Origin of the sequence: Novosphingobium umbonatum (genome assembly GCF_004005905.1) — a bacterium.
Lineage (GTDB): Bacteria > Pseudomonadota > Alphaproteobacteria > Sphingomonadales > Sphingomonadaceae > Novosphingobium > Novosphingobium umbonatum.
Genome location: NZ_SACO01000006.1, coordinates 45737 through 63693, shown reverse-complemented (window position 1 = coordinate 63693; position 17957 = coordinate 45737). Strand labels below are relative to the sequence as shown.

Annotated in this window: 17 protein-coding genes; 12 read left to right on the top strand and 5 right to left on the bottom strand. The window is 60.7% G+C overall.

Going from position 1 to position 17957, the window contains the following annotated elements; translation table 11 throughout:
- Positions 1–6 precede the first annotated feature (6 nt).
- Positions 7–918, top strand: coding sequence for a cation diffusion facilitator family transporter (locus EOE18_RS09585; RefSeq protein ID WP_127708871.1), 912 nt, complete (start codon positions 7–9; stop codon positions 916–918).
- Here the strand turns inward: EOE18_RS09585 and EOE18_RS09580 are convergent.
- Complete coding sequence (locus tag EOE18_RS09580) at positions 915–2084, bottom strand: serine hydrolase domain-containing protein (RefSeq protein WP_246027365.1); 1170 nt, start codon at positions 2082–2084, stop codon at positions 915–917. The genes EOE18_RS09585 and EOE18_RS09580 overlap by 4 nt on opposite strands.
- Before the next feature lie 68 nt (positions 2085–2152).
- Between EOE18_RS09580 and EOE18_RS09575 the strand changes: the two genes are divergently transcribed.
- Positions 2153–2494, top strand: a complete 342-nt coding sequence (locus tag EOE18_RS09575; protein ID WP_164852721.1) for a hypothetical protein — start codon at positions 2153–2155, stop codon at positions 2492–2494.
- A 52-nt stretch (positions 2495–2546) separates the two neighbouring features.
- Here the strand turns inward: EOE18_RS09575 and phbB are convergent, their stop codons facing one another.
- Together phbB and EOE18_RS09565 are read right to left on the bottom strand one after the other, a co-directional pair.
- Entirely contained in the window at positions 2547–3269 is a 723-nt protein-coding gene (gene phbB / locus EOE18_RS09570) for an acetoacetyl-CoA reductase (RefSeq protein ID WP_127708867.1), read from the bottom strand.
- A 204-nt stretch (positions 3270–3473) separates the two neighbouring features.
- Complete coding sequence (locus EOE18_RS09565; protein WP_127708865.1) at positions 3474–4220, bottom strand: Rho GTPase-activating protein; 747 nt, start codon at positions 4218–4220, stop codon at positions 3474–3476.
- A gap of 306 nt (positions 4221–4526) precedes the next feature.
- On the opposite strand from EOE18_RS09565, the gene EOE18_RS09560 reads away from it, so the two are divergent.
- From EOE18_RS09560 to EOE18_RS09515, 10 genes are all read left to right on the top strand, one after another.
- The gene (locus tag EOE18_RS09560; RefSeq protein ID WP_127708863.1) at positions 4527–5048 is read left to right on the top strand and encodes a DUF3576 domain-containing protein; all 522 of its coding nucleotides are present in this window, start codon (positions 4527–4529) and stop codon (positions 5046–5048) included.
- 97 nt (positions 5049–5145) lie between these two features.
- Entirely contained in the window at positions 5146–7659 is a 2514-nt protein-coding gene (leuS, locus tag EOE18_RS09555; RefSeq protein ID WP_127708861.1) for a leucine--tRNA ligase, read from the top strand.
- On the top strand, positions 7659–8153 hold the full coding sequence (gene lptE / locus EOE18_RS09550; RefSeq protein WP_127708859.1) for an LPS assembly lipoprotein LptE: 495 nt from the start codon (positions 7659–7661) through the stop codon (positions 8151–8153). The genes leuS and lptE overlap by 1 nt, the downstream gene beginning before the upstream one ends.
- Positions 8154–8157: 4 nt before the next feature.
- Positions 8158–9189, top strand: coding sequence for a DNA polymerase III subunit delta (gene holA / locus EOE18_RS09545; RefSeq protein WP_127708857.1), 1032 nt, complete (start codon positions 8158–8160; stop codon positions 9187–9189).
- Between the two features lie 253 nt (positions 9190–9442).
- Complete coding sequence (locus tag EOE18_RS18785) at positions 9443–10786, top strand: sugar transferase (RefSeq protein ID WP_127708855.1); 1344 nt, start codon at positions 9443–9445, stop codon at positions 10784–10786.
- A 302-nt stretch (positions 10787–11088) separates the two neighbouring features.
- Entirely contained in the window at positions 11089–11442 is a 354-nt protein-coding gene (locus tag EOE18_RS09535) for a hypothetical protein (protein WP_127708853.1), read from the top strand.
- Positions 11443–11893: 451 nt separating this feature from the next.
- Positions 11894–12946, top strand: coding sequence for an O-antigen ligase family protein (locus tag EOE18_RS09530; protein WP_164852720.1), 1053 nt, complete (start codon positions 11894–11896; stop codon positions 12944–12946).
- Positions 12943–13635 (top strand): polysaccharide biosynthesis/export family protein, encoded by a 693-nt coding sequence (locus EOE18_RS09525; protein ID WP_127708849.1) that lies wholly within the window; start codon positions 12943–12945, stop codon positions 13633–13635. The genes EOE18_RS09530 and EOE18_RS09525 overlap by 4 nt, the downstream gene beginning before the upstream one ends.
- A 17-nt stretch (positions 13636–13652) precedes the next feature.
- On the top strand, positions 13653–15896 hold the full coding sequence (locus EOE18_RS09520; RefSeq protein ID WP_164852719.1) for a GumC family protein: 2244 nt from the start codon (positions 13653–13655) through the stop codon (positions 15894–15896).
- The gene (locus EOE18_RS09515; protein ID WP_127708845.1) at positions 15896–17101 is read left to right on the top strand and encodes a tetratricopeptide repeat protein; all 1206 of its coding nucleotides are present in this window, start codon (positions 15896–15898) and stop codon (positions 17099–17101) included. Before EOE18_RS09520 ends, EOE18_RS09515 begins: the two co-directional genes overlap by 1 nt.
- Before the next feature lie 10 nt (positions 17102–17111).
- On the opposite strand, the gene ruvC is transcribed toward EOE18_RS09515, so the two are convergent.
- Together ruvC and EOE18_RS09505 are read right to left on the bottom strand one after the other, a co-directional pair.
- On the bottom strand, positions 17112–17588 hold the full coding sequence (gene ruvC / locus EOE18_RS09510) for a crossover junction endodeoxyribonuclease RuvC (RefSeq protein WP_127708843.1): 477 nt from the start codon (positions 17586–17588) through the stop codon (positions 17112–17114).
- 13 nt (positions 17589–17601) lie between these two features.
- Positions 17602–17940: a DUF3147 family protein gene (locus EOE18_RS09505; protein ID WP_127709188.1), complete on the bottom strand. Its 339-nt coding sequence runs from the start codon at positions 17938–17940 to the stop codon at positions 17602–17604.
- Between the last annotated feature and the right edge of the window lie 17 nt (positions 17941–17957).

Genomic DNA, 17957 nt, shown 5'->3' with positions numbered 1-17957 from the left:
GCTTTTATGACCGCTTCTGCCCATCTCAATCGCAGCGCGGCCATGGCCAGCATGAGCATGGCTTTGCTGCTGCTCGGGCTGAAGGGCTGGGCGGCATGGACCACCGGCTCCACCGCCATGCTGGGCAGTCTGGCCGATACAGCGCTTGATCTGCTGGCCAGTGCCGCCACTTTGGTGGGCGTATGGGTGGCGGCCATGCCCGCGGACGAGAATCACCGTTTCGGCCATGGCAAGGCCGAGGCGGTGGCGGCCATGGTGCAGGTGGTGTTGATCGCCATGTCGGCTGTGGGTCTTGGCGCGCAGGCGGTGCAAAGGCTGGTCGAAGGCGGGCGGGTTGAAGGCGCGGGCGAGGGCATTGCCGTTTCGCTGGTGGCGATTGTTGGCACGCTGGCGCTGCTGGCGTGGCAGCGGCATGTGATCGCCCGCACGCAATCCTTGGCCATTGCCACCGACCATCTGCATTACAAATCCGACCTGCTGCTCAATCTGGCGGTGATCGCGGCCCTTGTGCTGGACCATTATCTGGGCTGGTCTTTGGCCGATCCGCTGTTCGGTCTGGGCATCGCGCTTTGGCTGGCATGGGGCGCATGGGGTGCGTCGCAGGAGGCGATTGACCATTTGATGGACCGCGAATGGCCCGAGGAAAAGCGCGAGCATTTCCTGAAGGTTCTGGGCCGTCACCCTGAATTGCGCGGCGTGCATGATTTGCGCACCCGCACCAGCGGCCATCGTGATTTCGTGCAATTCCACGTCTGGGTGGATGGGCAGATGACCGTCGCCGAAGCGCATCGCGTGATGGACGAGATCGAGGTCAAGATTCTGGAGGAGTTCCCCGGCGTGGAAATCCTGATCCATCCCGATCCCGAAGGCCATGTGGATGAACATGGCCATGCGGCAGAGGATATTCTGCGGGCCTAGTCCCGCGAATAGAGCTGGACGATATCGGCCAGCTTTTCCACCAGCGCGTGGCGCTGCGGATCATCACTCTTGCCAAGCCGCACCAAGGTCAGTTCCTGATCGGGCGAAACGATAACATATTGGCCCAGATGGCCGATGAGCGCGAAAATATTGCGCTTGCCGCGTTGGGGGAACAATTCCTCGCGTCCGCTGGGTTGGGGGCGGTTGAGCCAGACTTGCCCGCCATAGCCCGGATTGACCGGCGAGGGGCTGGTCATGAAGTGCACCCAATCGTCGGGGATCAATTGCACCCCATTGACCACGCCGCGCTTGCGCAGGAATTCGCCGAATTTGGCCCAATCCTGCGCGGTTGCATGGATATAGCTGCCGCCCAGCATGGTGCCGGCCGCATCATATTCCGCCACAGCGGAGGTCATGCCCAAAGGCGTGAACAACCGGCTTTGCAGATAATCGCTCACCGCCTGTTTACGCGCGGCGGGTGTGCCGCCCTCGGCCAGCGTGCGCGCGGCAATGTCGGCCAGAATCACGCTGGTGGCGGTGGAATATTCCCATTTCGCGCCGGGCACGGCTTCCAAAGGCTGGGCCTCGGCATAGGCGGCTTCATCATCGCGCCCGTCCAGCACCAGCATGCGGACCGTATCGCCCGTGGCCACCGGCTTGCCATTTTCCAGATGACGCAGGCCCGAGCGCATTTGCAACAGATGGCGCAAGGTGATCTCGCCGCGCGGATCGCCGGGGCGTTGCCATGCGGGCACAGGCGCTGGTTGGTCCAGCGTCAACCGCCCATCGGCCACCAACAGGCCGATCAGCACAGCCGTCACCGATTTGGACATGGACCAGCCCACCAGTCGCGTATCGGCATGATAGCCCGCGCCATAGCGTTCGGCCACCACGCGGCCTTTGTGCAGAACCAGAACCGCACGCGTTTCGCCCAGCGAGGGATCGGTGAAAAGCGAATCGATGGCGCGGGCCAAAGCCTCGCGCGGGGCCCCCGCATTGGGCTTGACCGCCGCCAGAACCGCAGGCGACAGCACGTCCTCGGGCGCTTTCCGGCCACAACCCGACAGCAAAGCCGTCATCAAACTGGCCGCCAGCAGCGGGGCTGGCCAGCGGCGTCCGGCGCGGATAAGGGAAGGGGCAAAGGAAAGATGGGGGCGTGTCGTCATCACGGCTGCTTCCATGCGCAAGGTATGGACCAATGGCAACCATCAACCCGAATGAAATGGCTCAACCTGTGGCTAAGCCCGCCAGATTGGTTATAAAACAGGCTGCTCTGGTGTTGGGCGCGGCACTTGTGCTGGTCGGCGGGGGCATGCTGGCATGGCACTGGCCGCGACTCAGCAGCGATGCTTTGACGGCGGCTTCGTTCGGTGCGCGCAATGCCTGCGCCTGCCGCTTCATCGAAGGGCGCGATCTGAAGCAATGCCGCGATGATTTTGAACCGGGTATGGGACCGGTGATGCTGTCGGAAGATGAAGCGACCAAAAGTGTGACCGCGCGCTTCCCACTGCTGGCCAAACAAACCGCACATCTGGTGCCGGGTGCGGGGTGCCAGCTGGATAAATGGAGCGATTGATCCAGCGGTCTGGTTGCGCGGGCGATGAAAACCCGCGCAACCAAACTGGCGATCAATACATGTGCTGGCCGCCGTTGATGCTCATGGTCGAACCGGTGACGAAACCGGCTTCTTCCGAGCAGAGGAAGGCCACGCCGCGCGCGATTTCCTCGGCATGGCCCAGACGGCCCACCGGAATCTTGGCGACAATCTTTTCCAGCACGGGAGCGGGCACAGCGGCCACCATTTCGGTGTCGATATAGCCGGGCGCGATGGCATTGACGGTTACGCCATATTTGGCGCCTTCCTGCGCCAGCGCCTTGGTAAAGCCATGGATGCCCGACTTGGCCGCGGCATAATTGACCTGACCATACTGGCCAGCCTGACCGTTGATCGAGCCGATGTTGACGATACGGCCCCAACCGCGTTCGCGCATGCCGGGGAAGGTTGCCTTGGCCATGTTGAAGCAACCGCCGAGGTTGATGCGCATCACCTCGTTCCAGTCTTCAAAGCTCATGCGCTGCAACACGCCATCGCGGGTGATGCCCGCATTGTTGACCACCACATCGACGGGGCCAAGATCTTCGGCCACCTTCGCGCAACCGGCCAAGGTTGCTTCGTAATCGCCCACGTCCCACTTGTAGGAAGGGATGCCAGTCGCATCGGTAAAGGCCTGAGCCTTGGCATCATTGCCACCGTAATTCGCCGCGACAGTATAGCCCAGTTCCTTCAGCGCCAGGCTGATAGCCTCGCCGATTCCCCTGGTACCGCCGGTGACGATTGCAACGCGAGTCATGTTGTGCCCTCCGTATGTGGATTTGCAAAAACCGCACTAGGGCTAACCGATGGTTAAGGATGTCGCAAGTCAAAGAGTGAAAAGAATATTTTGATAAAACTAGACTTCTCCATTCATAATGGAGATATACTTGGAGTAATTGCTGCAAAAGCGAGCGAAATTTTGGATTATTCGCAGGTGCAGCAATTTCAACAATTCCAGCGTCTAAAAGTGGAATTGCGTACCAACAAAAACCGCCTGCGCATCTGTCTTGGCATCTGGAACCGGTTTCAAACGGTCACGGTCCTGCGAGTAACGAACACCGGCCGTGACGTTCAGATTGCCGGTCACGCGATAGGAACCGCCAAGGTCGACGCTCTGTTCGCCCACGCCCTCCAGCGTGCGGGGCGCGCGGCCCGGTTTTTCGCGCTCGCCCACGGCAATATGGGGCACAAGGCGGGCATCGCTGGCGCTGTTGTCGGCGCGGGGGAAGGTGGAAAGGTCGGGCAGGTCCTGCCGCCGCGCCTCGGTATTGGACAAAGACAGTGAGGGCGTCAGGCCCGAAAAGCCCTGATAGCCGCGCGACAGGCCTAGATTATAGGCGGTGGGCGCGATACGAACCACATTGGCATTGGCGGCCAGACGGGAAGCGGGCGGGTTAACCACGCCGCGAACCACAATGGCCCGCGCGGTTTCGGCGTCCACGCGCACCGCCACGGTGACCGATCGGTCGGGCCTTGCGGCAAGGCCGGCAGGGGTGAAGCGGAAGAGCGGACCGCGATCGGAGGTGCTGGCGATGGCGCGTTGCAGGCGGGGGTCGGCACGGCCTGGGGCAAAGCTGCCCATGCCCTGATTCTCGCGCCGGTTGCCGGAAAAGGCTGGTTCTGCCTCCTCGATCCGCGTGGAAAAGGCCAGAACAGCGCTGGGCAAGGCCAGCACACCGACCGCCGCCACCATCACAAGGGCAGGCATTGATCCGCTGCGTTCCGGCGCTGTTTCCGCTTTGACCATTTTGTCCGATTCACGAAGGCTTGGGGGTCTTGTAGCGTGGAATGTTTAACCTTGCCATGCTGAACCTTAGATGGATGAACGCGCCCGTTCCCATGTTCAGCCACGGTTCACGCCATGGCTGGCCAAGAGGCAAGCGTTCCCAACGCCCCTTGCCCCGCGCCATCTGGCCGGTATAGAGGCTTGAACCCTGCCTGTATCAACGGGTGGGACGCATCAGCATGGCCCGATCCCTTCTACGGCCCTTTTGTGACGGAAAGTGCAACACCGATGACTGCCACTCTGGCGACCTCTGCGGCGACTTCTGCCAAGTTTCTCTCTCTGTCGCTGCGCACGGGCGTAGTTGCTGTCGCGCTGCTGGCGCTGGGCGGATGCACCTTTGGCAAGACGCGGATCCATAATCCGATCCATATCAAGCATCACCGCGTGCTGCGCACCAGTCAGGTGCTGCCGCCCTCGAACATCACCACGATTGGCGTGAATGCCTATCTGTGGCGCGCTTCGCTCGATGCGGTGTCCTTCATGACGTTGACGCAGAGCGATTCCAACAATGGCGTGATCGTCACCGACTGGTACGCCAACCCCGCCAATCCGGGCGAGCGGATGAAGCTGACCATCGCGATTCTGGACAAGGATCTGCGTTCGGACGCCCTGCGCGTGACGGCTGCGCGCCAGTTGGCCAAGGATGGCGTGTGGGTCGATGCTCCGGTCGAAGCGGCCACGGTGCAGCGTTTTGAGGACGTGATTCTGACCAAGGCGCGTGACCTGCGCCGCGCCACGTTGATCAAGTAAGGTTTTTTGGAAATAGGATTGGCGGCGGCGCGTTCCTGTCCCTTGGGCTTTTGCCCATAGGCGGGAATCGCGCCTTTCGCATTTGGGGGCATGAGTAATGAGTGAGACTTTCGATCCGGCGCTGGCTGACACCAAGTGGCAGGCGGTTTGGGACGAGAAGCAGAGCTTCCGCGCGGATGATTCCAGCACGCGCCCCCGCGCCTATGTCCTGGAAATGTTTCCCTATCCCAGCGGGCGCATCCATATCGGTCACGTCCGCAATTACACGATGGGCGACGTTCTGGCCCGTTACAAAAAGATGCAGGGCTTTGAAGTGCTGCATCCGATGGGCTGGGACGCGTTTGGTATGCCGGCGGAAAATGCCGCCATGGAAAAGGGCGTGCATCCGGGCGGTTGGACCCGTGACAATATTGCCAATATGAAGGCCCAGTTGAAGCGGCTTGGTTTCGCGCTGGACTGGAGCCGCGAGATCGCGACCTGTGAGCCCGACTATTACGGGCAGGAGCAGTCGCTGTTCCTCGACCTCTATGCCGCTGGGCTGGTCTATCGCAAGGAAAGCACGGTCAATTGGGACCCGATTGACAACACCGTGCTGGCCAATGAGCAGGTGATTGACGGGCGCGGTTGGCGTTCGGGCGCGCTGGTGGAAAAGCGCAAGCTGAACCAGTGGTTCCTGAAAATCACCGATTTTGCCGATGAATTGCTGGAAGGCCTTTCGACACTGGAAAGCTGGCCCGAAAAGGTCCGCCTGATGCAGGAGAACTGGATCGGCAAAAGCCAGGGCCTGCAATTCAGCTTCACCCTGTCCAATGGCGTCAGCCTGCCGGTTTACACCACCCGCCCCGATACGATCTTTGGTGCCAGCTTTGTGGCTGTGGCTGCCGATCATCCGGTAGCGCAGGCTTTGGGCACGCCGGAGGCAGAAGCTTTCATCGCTTTGTGCAAACAAGGCGGCACCACGGCGGCAGAGCTGGAAACGGCGGAAAAGCTGGGCTTTGATACGGGCCTTACCGCCAAGCATCCTTTCACGGGCGCGGATCTGCCGGTCTATATCGCCAATTTCGTGCTGATGGATTATGGCACCGGCGCGATTATGGCGGTGCCCGGTCATGACCAGCGCGACTTTGATTTCGCGACCAAATACGCCCTGCCGATCCACCGTGTGGTGGCCGCCCATGCCGAAGACGCCGCCAAGCCCTTCGGCAAGGAAGCCGAGGCTGGCGATGGCTTGCTGGTCAATTCCGATTTCCTGAACGGCATGGCGGTGGCTGATGCCAAAGCCGCCGTGATCGCCCGTGCCGAAAGCGAAGGCTGGGGCGAGGGCAAGACCGTGTGGCGCCTGCGCGACTGGGGCGTTTCGCGCCAGCGCTATTGGGGCACGCCGATCCCCTTCATCCATTGCGAAATCTGCGGCGTGGTGCCGGTGCCCAAGAAGCATCTGCCCGTCACCCTGCCCGAGGATGTTACCTTTGACGTGCCCGGCAATCCGCTGGATCGTCATCCCACATGGAAGCATGTCGATTGCCCGCAATGCGGCCACGCGGCTCGCCGCGAGACCGACACGCTCGACACTTTCGTCGACAGCTCGTGGTATTTCCTGCGCTTTGCCAGCCAGCCTTCGGATGCGCCGTTTGATCCGGCGGAAATCGCGCGCTGGCTGCCGGTGGGGCAATATATTGGCGGGATCGAACATGCGATCCTCCATCTGCTCTATGCCCGTTTCTGGACCCGCGCTCTGGCCCGCATTGGCAAGATCGACGTGAAGGAGCCTTTCGCCAGCCTGTTTACCCAAGGCATGGTGACGCATGAGACTTATAGCCGGATCGATCCTTCGAACGGCCAGCCTGTGTGGTTTGCCCCCAGCGATGTAGTGCGCAGTGCCGATGGCGCGACTTTGAAGGCTGACGGCGGCGCGGTGGAAGTGGGCCGCGTCATTAAAATGTCGAAGTCGAAGAAGAATGTGGTCGACCCCGACGAGATCGTGGCCAGCTATGGCGCTGATGCGATCCGCTGGTTCATGCTGTCCGACAGCCCGCCGGAGCGCGATCTGCCGTGGAGCGAGGCGGGCATCGAGGGTTGCGCCCGTTTTGTGCAGCGCCTGTGGCGTCTGTTTGCCAAATATGACGCGGCGGCCAGCGGCGAGGACAAGGCGGTTGAGCGCAAGATGCACCAGACGGTGCAGGCCATTGCGGGCGATATTGAATCGCTTGGCTTTAACAAAGCCGTGGCGCGCATTTACGAGCTGACCGGCGTGGTGGAAAAGGCTGCGCCCAGCGCAAGCCGCTCCAAGGCGATCCGCGCGCTGCTGCTGCTGATCGCGCCGATGATGCCGCATCTGGCCGAAGAGGCTTGGGCGCAGATCGGGGAAGGCTTGATCGCCGATGCTGCTTGGCCCGAGGTTGATCCCGCCCTGCTGGTGGATGATGAAGTGACCGTGGCCATTCAGGTCAAGGGCAAGCTGCGCGACACCGTGACCGTGGCCAAGGGCACCAGCAAGGAAGAGCTGGAGCGTCTGGCTCTGGCCTCGGAAAAGGTGCAGCGCGCGTTGGAAGGGGCGGAGATCAAGAAGGTCATCGTCGTTCCCGATCGCCTCGTGAATCTGGTGGCGTGATGCGCCGTCTGGCCCTTGTGCTGATGCTGGCGCCTTTGGCGGCGCTGTCGGGCTGTGGCCTGCAACCGCTCTATCAGGGCGGCGGACAGGCTGCCGTGGCGCAAGGGCTGGGCAGCGTGGAAGTGCCCGCTATTGCAGGCAAGGCCGGTTGGCTGATGCGTAATGCGCTGACCGATCGGCTGGGGCCAGCGGGGGATTCGCCGCGCTATCGTCTGGTCGTGCGGTTGGATGACAAGCTGGTGGGGCTGGGCCTGTTGTCGAACAACACCGTGGGGCGTGAGCGGCGCACCCTGCGTGCGCGTTATCAGTTGGTCGATGTGGCGACAGGGGCGGTGCTGCTGGACGCTACGGCGGGGTCGGACGCGGGCATGGATGTGGTCTCCTCCGAATATGCCACGGTGGCGGCCGAGCAAACCGCGCTGGAGAATCTGACGCGGGTGGTGGCGGACCGGATTGTCACCAATCTGGCGCTCAAACTGCGCGCCCAACGTTGAGCCGATGAAGGCCACCCAGAAGGATTTTGCCAGCATAGCCCCCAAGGCGGCGGCACAGGCGCGGGTGTTCTTCTTCTGCGGCAATGATGATGCGGGCATTCAGGATGCCGCCCATCGCATCGCTGGCCTGTTGCGCGATCCGGGCGAGCGCATCGAGATGAGCGGCGCAGAATTGAAGCGCGATCCGGCCAAGTTGGATGACGAGGCGCGTTCTGTTTCCCTTTTCGGTGATTCGCGCCATATCTGGGTGCGCGCCAGCGGGGACGAAGTTTTCGACGCACTGGAGATTCTGCTGGCCAGCGATGTGGCGGGGTGTCCCGTTATCATTCAGGCCGCCAATGCCAGCGATAAATCGAAAACGGCCAAGCTGCTGGAAAAGCGGTCCGATTCGTTATTGGGCGTGTTTTATCCCCCTGATTTGCGTTCGGTAACGCAAACGGTGCGTATGATGGCCGATTCGGAAGGCGTGCCGATGGATCAGGCTTTGGCCCAGCGCATCGCTTCGGCGGTGGGTCTGGACACGCGTTTGGCCGCTTCGGAGATCGCCAAGCTGGCGCTTTATCTGGATGCGGCGCCGGAAAGACCGCGTCCCGCCAACGCGGAAGCTTTTGAAAAAATTGGAGCAAAGACCGAGGACGAGGGCTTTGCCACGCTGGTGAATGTGGTGCTTTCCGGGGAATCGGCAAAAGTTCCCGAAGAGCTACGTAGAATGTTCGATCTTGGATTGAATGCGGTGGGCCTGTTGCTGGCGTTTGAACGGCGGGTGGCGCAACTGGCGCAGTTGGCGGCGCGGATGGATCCGCGCGATGACGTAGGTGTATTTATAGAGGGCGAATCGGCTGCCAGACGTATCTTTTGGAAAGACGCTGGTGATTTGTCTAAACAACTACGTATTTGGCGGGGTAAGAAGCTGGAAAGACTGGTCGCGCGTTTGATGGCATTACACCGCTTGTTGATGTCCCATAGCCAGGATGCGGAATTACTTCTCGGACAGGGGCTGGCCGAGATAGCAAGGGCGGCTGCAAGGCGGGATTAGTTCCTGAAATACATCATTTTTTTGAGAATTTGTGCCACAATGGCGCATGCAGACCTATTTAGCGGGTTTGCTGCAGCGCACCACTATGCTACTGAAACTAAGGATGGTTACGAGGTTTAGGCGTAACTAGAAAAACGCCGAAACCACGGCACACGCTGCAGATGACACGAGGAATTGCACGATGAATGCTCCCGTTGCACGAGTGACCGGATCCTTGCGAAAGAGAGCACGTGCCCGGGCCAAGGCTTTGCGTATGCCACTGATGCCGTCTTTGCAGCAGCGCCGCCTGCAATGCCACATGGTCTATATGTTGACCGATGCGGCCCTGCTGTTCGCCAGCTTCATGCTGTCGGCAATGCTGCTGGGGCTGGACGGTTTTAGCACGCAGACCCTGTTGGTGCCGCAAATCATCCTGCCCGTCTACCTAACCATTGGTCTATATAACGGGGCCTATTCGCTCAACGCCTTGAGCAGCCGGACTTTCAGCGTCTCGCGCAGCCTAGGCGCGCTGGTGATGGCGGCGGTGGTGGTGACTTTCATCACCTTCTACACCCGCTCGGCCGAAACCTATTCGCGTTCGGTGTTCACGCTGGGCGTAGGTGCGTCGGCCGTGTTGATGGCGGTGGGCCGCGTGGCTTTGCGCCAATTCGTGCGCTGGCGCTGTGGCGTGGCGGTGATCAACCAGTTGGTGATCGACGATGGCGGCCCTTCGATCAGCCTGCCCGGCGCCTTCCACGTTTCGGCCCAGAGCTTTGCACTTGTGCCCACGTTGAGCGATCCCAATGCGCTGGACCGTATCGGTATGGTGATGCGCAATGCCGATCGGGTGGTGGTCAGCTCGACGCCCGAACGCTGCGCCAATTGGTCGATCATCCTGAAGGGTGCCAATGTCGATGGCGAAGTGGTGGATGACAATGTCTATCGCTTGTCGGCGCAGGGCGCGCGTCTGGATGGCGGGCGTGGCTTGTTGCAGGTTTCGGTGGGGCCGATGGGGCTGCGCGACCGCTTGCAAAAGCGCGCTTTGGACCTGTTTGTCGCTGGATCGGCCTGTTTGGCGCTGTTGCCGCTGTTCATTCTGGTCGCTTTGGCGATCAAGCTGGAGGATGGCGGGCCGGTGTTCTTTGTCCAGCGCCGCGTGGGTCGTGCGAACCGGTTCTTCCCGATCTTCAAGTTCCGCAGCATGACGGTGAACAAGATCGGCCGTGACGGATCGCAGTCGGCCTCCAAGGACGACAAGCGTATCACGCGCATCGGCAAGATCATTCGCTCGACTTCGATCGACGAACTGCCACAGCTGCTCAATGTGCTGCGTGGGGATATGAGCCTTGTCGGCCCCCGTCCGCACGCTACGGGCTCGCTGGCCGGTGACAAGCTGTTCTGGGAAGTCGATCCCCGCTATTGGGAGCGTCATGCGCTCAAGCCGGGTCTGACGGGGCTGGCGCAGATCCGCGGCTATCGCGGCGCTACGGACCGCGAAGAGGATCTCTCGCTGCGTCTGACGGCTGACCTTGAGTATTTGCGCGGTTGGTCGCTTTGGCGCGATCTGTGGATTATTGTCGCGACCTTTAAAGTGTTGGTGCACGACAAGGCTTTTTGATCGCGTAAACTGCGCTTTGGCGCTGCCTCACGAGGGTGTGAGGCAGCGCTATTCGCATATTCGGATCCGGCCGCGTGAGCAGGTGACTGCAGATCCGATCCGAATATTAGCGATCTATTGCTTGGGTCTCTGCATTGATCGTTAGTAAGTGTGTTTTTCTTTATCGAATGAAGATGAACGCCAAAAATGGCCCGGCTACTGGGCAAGCTGGCGGGCTATGTGCTTAAAATTAGGTATATATACCTAGACATACCCTGTAAAATCAGTTAATTAAGACTCGTTGAAACAGGAGTCTTAATCTTATGGCTACCGAAATTTTTGCCATTTTGGCAGCTTCGGGTCTGGCGATGGCCAGCGCCCCGGCCGCCCAGAATACCCGTTCCTCTTCGGCCCTGCCGGTTGCTTCGACGCAGTTTGTGTCTGCTTCGGCTGTAAAGCCCGTTGGTTCTAGCTGTTTTGCTGAACAGGTTGCCGGCCGTGCAGTCAAGAAGGCCTGCTCTACCCGTTTGGCAGCTGGCGGCGCTGGTGCTGCGGCGTCTAGTGTCGGTGTAAAGACGGTGACGCAAGTCGTGATGCAATCGCTACCGGCCGCAGTCGTCACCAGCGCGGTAACTGTCGGAGTTACGCAGGCGGTGAATAGCGGCAATTCGCGCTAGCGGCAATTCCCGCTAGCTGCAGATTTGCGCGGATACTCGCATTGGTTCAAGCCATTTTTGGGTATCCGCGCAGACTTCCCTCGGTCGCGATCTACGAGGGTGGCTCGTTTCTTGACAACTGGATGAATTAAACGGGCCGATGACAGGGCTTCACCACATCGTTACATCGCAAAGGCGGGGCACCTATTGGGTTATTCTCGCTCTTGCGGCCACCATGATGCTTGGCGGTGGGGGTGTCACTTTCCCTCTCGCCGAAATGGTGTTGCAGGTTTTTACCGCTGCCTGTTTTTTCCTGTGGTTTACCGGCAAGGGGCGTCACGGCGCTCCGCAGGCAAGCTGGCTTTGTGCTGCCTGTGTTATGCTGCTTCCTACCCTGTTTCTGCTGCCTTTGCCGCCTGCCCTGTGGCATGGCCTTGCCGGTCGCGCCGCGCTGATCGATGGCTTGGCTTTGGTGGGGCGTCAGAACGAATGGCATAGTCTGGCGCTGTTTCCGGCGCATGCGCTGACCTCGTGGATCAGTCTTGCCGCTACCGCTCTGTTGATCCCTATGGTGGCCTGGCTCGACCGGCGCGGACAGATCCTCCTGTTTGCTGTGCTTGTGCTGGTCGGTGTTCTGTCGTTGATGGTAGGGGCGATCCAGATCGGTGGAGGAGAGGGCAACCTCTTCCGCTTTTATTACGAGGCCGATAATTACCTCGTCGGCTTTCAGGGCAATCGCAACCATCAGGCTGACGTTCTCCTGTTGGTGATGTTGGTGTTCGGGGCGCTGCTGCGCGGTCTGCATGGATTTACCAGGCAAGGCCTTCATCCATGGTCGGTGGCCGTGGTGGCCCTATGCTTTGATGTTGCCTTTGCCTTGGGCGTGGTGCTGACCCAATCGCGGACCGGCATGGCTTTATTGCCTCTGGCTTTGGTGGGGCAGGCCTATTTGCTGGGGCCGATCATGCCCTGGCGAAAAAAGCCGATGAAGGCGGCGCTGATCGTGGCGCTGGTTTTGGCTATTGGTGCTGCTTTCCTGATGACGCGGGATGGCACGATCGGCACCGCCATGGCCCGATTCAGCCAGGATCATGACCAACGTCCTGAAATATGGGCAAATTCCATCAATATGATTGGACAATATCGCGCTATTGGTGCAGGATATGGAAGTTTCCTCAGACTATATGAGGGTGAGGAGCTTCTGGAGAGTGTAAGTGATATTTTCGTGATCCGCGCCCATAATGACTATCTGGAATTTTTCCTCGAAAATGGTCTTGCCGGTGTTGTTGCTCTGGTGGCCGTTTCGGGAATTCTATTCGTAAATCGCAAGCGCAATGCGGAGGCGACGCCGCTTTATATTCGCGCTTTCGCTTGGATGGGGCTGGCGCAGCTCGGGCTCCATTCCCTTGTCGACTATCCGCTGCGCACCATGGCGCTCGACGGGTTTGCGGCCATTTCGGCAGGCTTGCTTCTGGCAGGCTCATTTCAGTTGCAAAAATCAAACGCATTGGACGGTAACGCATGAGCAATCGTGGCAGCCGCAGTCTGACCCTTTTGGCAGGTCTGTTGATATCAAGTGTCGCATCGGCTCAAAGCGTGACGGTGCCCAGCGGGGCCAGCGCTTATCAGACGATCCCGGTGCAGGTGGAAGGTGTGAAGCAGGGCGCGATCCAGTCGGGCGACCGCCTGTATATCCGCGTGGTGGGCGAACCCGATCTGACCTCCGAACAATATTGGGTTGATGGCGGCGGCACGGTGCAGGTGCCGATGGCGGGCGATCTGATGGCGGGTGGGCGCACCACCGGCGAATTGGCACAGGATATCGCCGACCGTCTGGCAAGCCGCTATATCCGCAATCCGGTTGTCGCGGTCAGCATCGTGCAGCATGCCCAGTCCAGCGTGACGGTGGAAGGCGATGTGCAAAAAGCGGGGCGGTTTGAAGCCACCCCCAATCTCACCCTGCTGGGCGCCTTGGCGCTGGCGCAAAGCACCACGCGCACGGCCAAGCTCGATCAGGTGATGGTGTTCCGCAATTTGAACGGCCAGCGTCTGGCGGCGCGATTCAATTTGAAGCAGATCCGCCGTGGTCTGGCTGCCGACCCTCAAATCATCGCCGGTGATGTGGTGGTGGTGGGCCGTTCGCCGGGTCGCGCCTTGTGGACCGATCTGTTGCAGACGGCGCCGTTGTTCAACATTTTCTACATCCTTCGTTAAAGCGGAAAGATAGTCCAGTGGCCAGTCTTGCCCCCCAAACCCTGCATCTTGTTCCGCCTGTTCAAACAGAGGACACCCATCATGCGCCCGAAGGAGACCAGGGCGCGGGTCGTGGCTTCAACTTCCGCTATATCCTTGCGGTGGTGCGTTCGAACCTGAAGCTGATCCTGCTGATCTTTGTCACCATCGCGCTATTGTCGGTGGCGATTACCTTTGCTACCACGCCGCGCTATCAGGCCAGCGGCGATATTCAGGTGAACAACACCGGCGGGCGGTTTTTGAAGAATCAGGCCGACGCCGAGGAAAGCGAAGCAGGCAGCGGCAATACGTTCGACACGGACCGCTTCCTGCGCACGCAGGTTGACGTGCTCAAAAGCCGCGGGATTGCCGAAAGGGTCGCCAAGAAGCTCAATCTGGTCAATAGCGAGACCTTCTTTGCCTCGCAGGGCAAAAAGGACGCCTTGACCAAGCTGAACGAAGCCCAGCGCCAGAATGAGGTGATCCGGCTGCTCGACAAGCATCTCGACGTGATGCTGCCCAAAGATTCGCGCCTGATCAAGATCACCTATGAATCCAATGATGCGCAATTCTCGGCGGATCTGGTCAACACCTACATCAGCGAATTCATCCAGTTCAATCTGGAAAAGCGCTTTGATTCCTCGCGTTATGCCCGCGAATTTCTGGCCAACCAATTGGTCGAGGTGAAGGGCAAGCTGGAGGAATCCGAACGCAACCTCAACGCCTATGCCCGCAGCGCCGGTCTGATCCGCATGAATGTGGCACCGGCAGGGCAGGCGTTGAACACCCAGCTGGCGGCCCAGCAGAGTGGTTCGGTGACCACCTCCAGTCTTGTGCAGCTCAACAATGCGGCCAATGATGCCAAGGCACGTCGCATTGCCGCCGAAGCGCGTTGGAATGCCATCAATTCCACGTCGAAATTCAGCGCCACCGAGGTGATGGGCAATCAGGGCATCCAGCAATTGCTGAACCAGCGCGCCACTGTGGCCGCCACTCTGGAGCAGGACCGCGCACGCCATCTGCCCGATTACCCCTCGGTCCGGGCTGGCGAGGCGCAATTGGCCTCTATCGACCGGCAGCTGGATACCAACGTCAAGGCGATCCGCAATGCGGTGAAGGCCGAATATGACGCCGCCCGCCAGGCAGAGGAAGAGCTGAAAGCGCAGGTGGCCGGGCTCAAGACCCAGACTCTGGACGAACAGGACAGCACGGTGCGTTATGGCCTGCTGGCCCGCGAAGTGGATACCAACCGCGAGGTCTATGACGGTCTGCTCCAGCGTTACAAGGAGCTCAACGCGTCGGCCGGTATCACCGTGTCCAACATCATCGTCATCGACCGCGCCAGCGTGCCGCTCAAGCCTTCCTCGCCGGACGTGGGCAAGAATCTGCTGATTGGCTTTGTGTTGGCCATCACGGTGACGGCGCTGGTGATCGCGGCGAAGGACCAACTCGACGACTCGGTCCATATTCCCGAGGACGTGGAAGCCAAGCTGGGCATGCCGCTGCTGGGCATGGTGCCAAAGACGTCGAATCTGGAGCCTCTGGAGTTGCTGTCCGACCCCAAGTCGGCTCTGTCCGAGGCCTTCAACTCGATGCGCTCTTCGCTGATGTTCTCCACCCAGAACGGCATGCCGCGTAGTATGGCGATCACCAGCGCGCAGCCGGGCGAGGGCAAGAGCACGACCAGTCTGGCACTGGCGATTGCGCTGGCGCGTATGGGCAAAAAGGTCTTGCTCATCGACGCCGACTTGCGCCGCCCCTCGCTGCATCGCCGCGTGGACTTTGACAATGAAGTTGGTCTGGTGACCTTGCTCACCTCGGACAAGTCGATTGCCGATGTGGCGCAGCAGCATAATGTGGCCGGGCTCAGCGTGGTGACCTCTGGCCCGATCCCGCCCAGCCCGACCGAGTTGCTTTCGGGCGTCCGCATCCGCGAAGTGCTGAAAATAGCGCGTGAACAGTTCGACGTGGTGCTGTTTGACTCGCCGCCGGTGCTGGGTCTGGCCGATGCGCCGATGCTGGCCACGCTGGTGGAAGGCGTCATCTTTGTGGCCGAGGCCGATCGTAGCCGCTATGGCGCGCTGCGCGGGGCACTCTCGCGTCTCCATGCGGTCAATCCGGTGGTTCTGGGCGGGGTGCTGACCAAGTTTGACGCGCTCAAGACCGGCAACCGCTACACCTCCTATTATGGTTACGACAATTACCACTACCAATATGGCTATCAGGCCGATGTGAGGAAGTGATGGCAGGCAGCGCTTCGCGACGGGCCAAGGCTGGCCAAGGATGGCAGACCTGGGCCGTGGCGGGCGCTGTGGCTTGTTATGCCGCGCTGGCGGTGGGGGATGGGCTCAACCGCCTGTCCGCTAACCGCCTATCTGCCAACCAACTGTCGCTGGCTCGCTATGTGCCCGAATTTCTGCATAGCGAGGCGCTGAACGAAGAAAGCCTCATGGCTTTGAGCAAGGGCGATGCCAAGGCGGGCGAGGCTCTGGCCCGCCGCGCCATGCAGATCGCGCCGCTTGATGCGCGCAGCAGCGCCATGTTGGGCACCGCGCGCCTGATGCTAGGCGATGCGCAAGGGGCCGAGGCCGCCTTTACCTATTCCGCCCAGCGTGGATGGCGCGCCGCGCCCACCCAGACCTATTGGCTGCAGCGGGCATGGGCGATGGGGGATTATCGCGTGGCGGGGCTGCGCATGGATGCGCTGTTGCGCCTGCATCCGGCCAGCATCAACAACCATGCCCTGTTCGACCCGCTGGAGCAGGATCCGGCCATGCGCGAGGTGATGGCCGAGCGATTGAGCCTCAACCCCAATTGGGCGCAGGTGTACACCCGTGATGTGATCGGTCTGGCCGACCAGCGCTTGGCTGCGCGGGTGGATGTCTTGGCCCGACTGGCGCAAAAGGGCGGTTCATTGGGTTGTGGCGGCGTGCAGATGGTGATCAACCAACTGACCGGCCGCAATCAGATCCCCGCGGCCATAGGCTTGTGGCGGGCCCATTGCCCCGCCGCTGCCAAAGGTCTGATCGGCGATCCCGATTTCCGCGAATTCCACGTGGGCCGCGATGGTTTGACCGAATTTTCATGGAACAGCGACAGTTCGGGCGACATCGGCTTGCGTCAGGACGCGCGCGGATTGCAGGTCAACAACAGCGGCTCCTTGCCCGCGGCCTTCTTGCGCCAGAAACTCGTGCTGCCGCAGGGGCGCTATCGCCTGACCTGGACGGCAACCGGCGCCGATGCGCAGGGTAACGGGGCGATTGTGCCCTATCTGGGCTGTGATGCCACCGCTGCGGAGGCTTTGCCCGCAACGCCCAATGGCAAAGGCACATGGCAGGCCGAGGTGAACTGGGACGGGCGCTGCCCCGGCGTCTGGCTTAAATTCGTGATCAAGCCGCAGGATGGCATGGTCAGTTTTGCCCAGCCAAGGCTCTTACGAGCCAATTAAGCGTCTGGGCTCAGCGGTGGCTGCCCAAATGGTGGGCATGGGTGATGGCCACGGCCAATGCGTCGGCGGCATCCTCGCCCTTCAGCTTTACGCCGGGCAGCAACACGCCCAGCATGGCTTGCACCTGACCCTTGGCGGCGCCTCCGGTGCCCACCAACGCCTTTTTCACCACCTTGGACGGATATTCCGACACCGGCAGACCGGCGCGCGCCAAAGCCACCAGCGCAACGCCACGCGCCTGGCCCAGTTTCAGGGTCGATTGCGGGTTCACATTGACGAAGATTTCTTCCACCACGCTGAAATCGGGGTGATAGCGCGCCACCACATCGGTGATCTCGCGGTCCAGCTCCAGCAGGCGGTCGGCCATCGAGGCATCTTTGTCGGTGCGGATCTGGCCATTGGCAATATGGCTGATGCGGCTGCCTGCCTTGGCGATTACGCCCCATCCGGTGCAGGTAAGGCCGGGGTCAATGCCCAGAATGATCATGTCAGCTTAGCCTTTAGAGAGGCAGGCCCCAACGTGGGCCAAAATGCGCCATCACGGCATACAATGCCATGGTCAGTGCGCAGCCCAAACCCAGCGCCAGCCAAAACCCCGCGCCATGGCGCAGCAAATAGGGCATCAGCAAAAACATCGGCAGCGAGGGGATGACATACCAGAACGTCGCCAGCGCATGGGCGGCCATATTTTCCGCATCGGGTCGGCCATGCCACAGCAGCATCATGCCCAACACCGAAACCAGCGGCAAAGACGCGACAAGCGCGGCCATGGTGGGCGCGCGCTTGCCGATTTCCGCTATGGCCACAATGATCACGCCCGAAAGCGCGGCCTTGGCCATAAGAGACAGGAGTGGAC

Coding starts and splice junctions, on each gene's coding strand:
- EOE18_RS09585 (WP_127708871.1), top strand. CDS start 7: ATGACCGCTTCTGCCCATCTCAATCGCAGCGCGGCCATGGCCAGCATG.
- EOE18_RS09580 (WP_246027365.1), bottom strand. CDS start 2,084: ATGACGACACGCCCCCATCTTTCCTTTGCCCCTTCCCTTATCCGCGCC.
- phbB (WP_127708867.1), bottom strand. CDS start 3,269: ATGACTCGCGTTGCAATCGTCACCGGCGGTACCAGGGGAATCGGCGAG.
- EOE18_RS09565 (WP_127708865.1), bottom strand. CDS start 4,220: ATGCCTGCCCTTGTGATGGTGGCGGCGGTCGGTGTGCTGGCCTTGCCC.
- EOE18_RS09560 (WP_127708863.1), top strand. CDS start 4,527: ATGACTGCCACTCTGGCGACCTCTGCGGCGACTTCTGCCAAGTTTCTC.
- leuS (WP_127708861.1), top strand. CDS start 5,146: ATGAGTGAGACTTTCGATCCGGCGCTGGCTGACACCAAGTGGCAGGCG.
- lptE (WP_127708859.1), top strand. CDS start 7,659: ATGCGCCGTCTGGCCCTTGTGCTGATGCTGGCGCCTTTGGCGGCGCTG.
- holA (WP_127708857.1), top strand. CDS start 8,158: ATGAAGGCCACCCAGAAGGATTTTGCCAGCATAGCCCCCAAGGCGGCG.
- EOE18_RS18785 (WP_127708855.1), top strand. CDS start 9,443: ATGCCACTGATGCCGTCTTTGCAGCAGCGCCGCCTGCAATGCCACATG.
- EOE18_RS09535 (WP_127708853.1), top strand. CDS start 11,089: ATGGCTACCGAAATTTTTGCCATTTTGGCAGCTTCGGGTCTGGCGATG.
- EOE18_RS09525 (WP_127708849.1), top strand. CDS start 12,943: ATGAGCAATCGTGGCAGCCGCAGTCTGACCCTTTTGGCAGGTCTGTTG.
- EOE18_RS09515 (WP_127708845.1), top strand. CDS start 15,896: ATGGCAGGCAGCGCTTCGCGACGGGCCAAGGCTGGCCAAGGATGGCAG.
- ruvC (WP_127708843.1), bottom strand. CDS start 17,588: ATGATCATTCTGGGCATTGACCCCGGCCTTACCTGCACCGGATGGGGC.
- EOE18_RS09505 (WP_127709188.1), bottom strand. CDS start 17,940: ATGGCCAAGGCCGCGCTTTCGGGCGTGATCATTGTGGCCATAGCGGAA.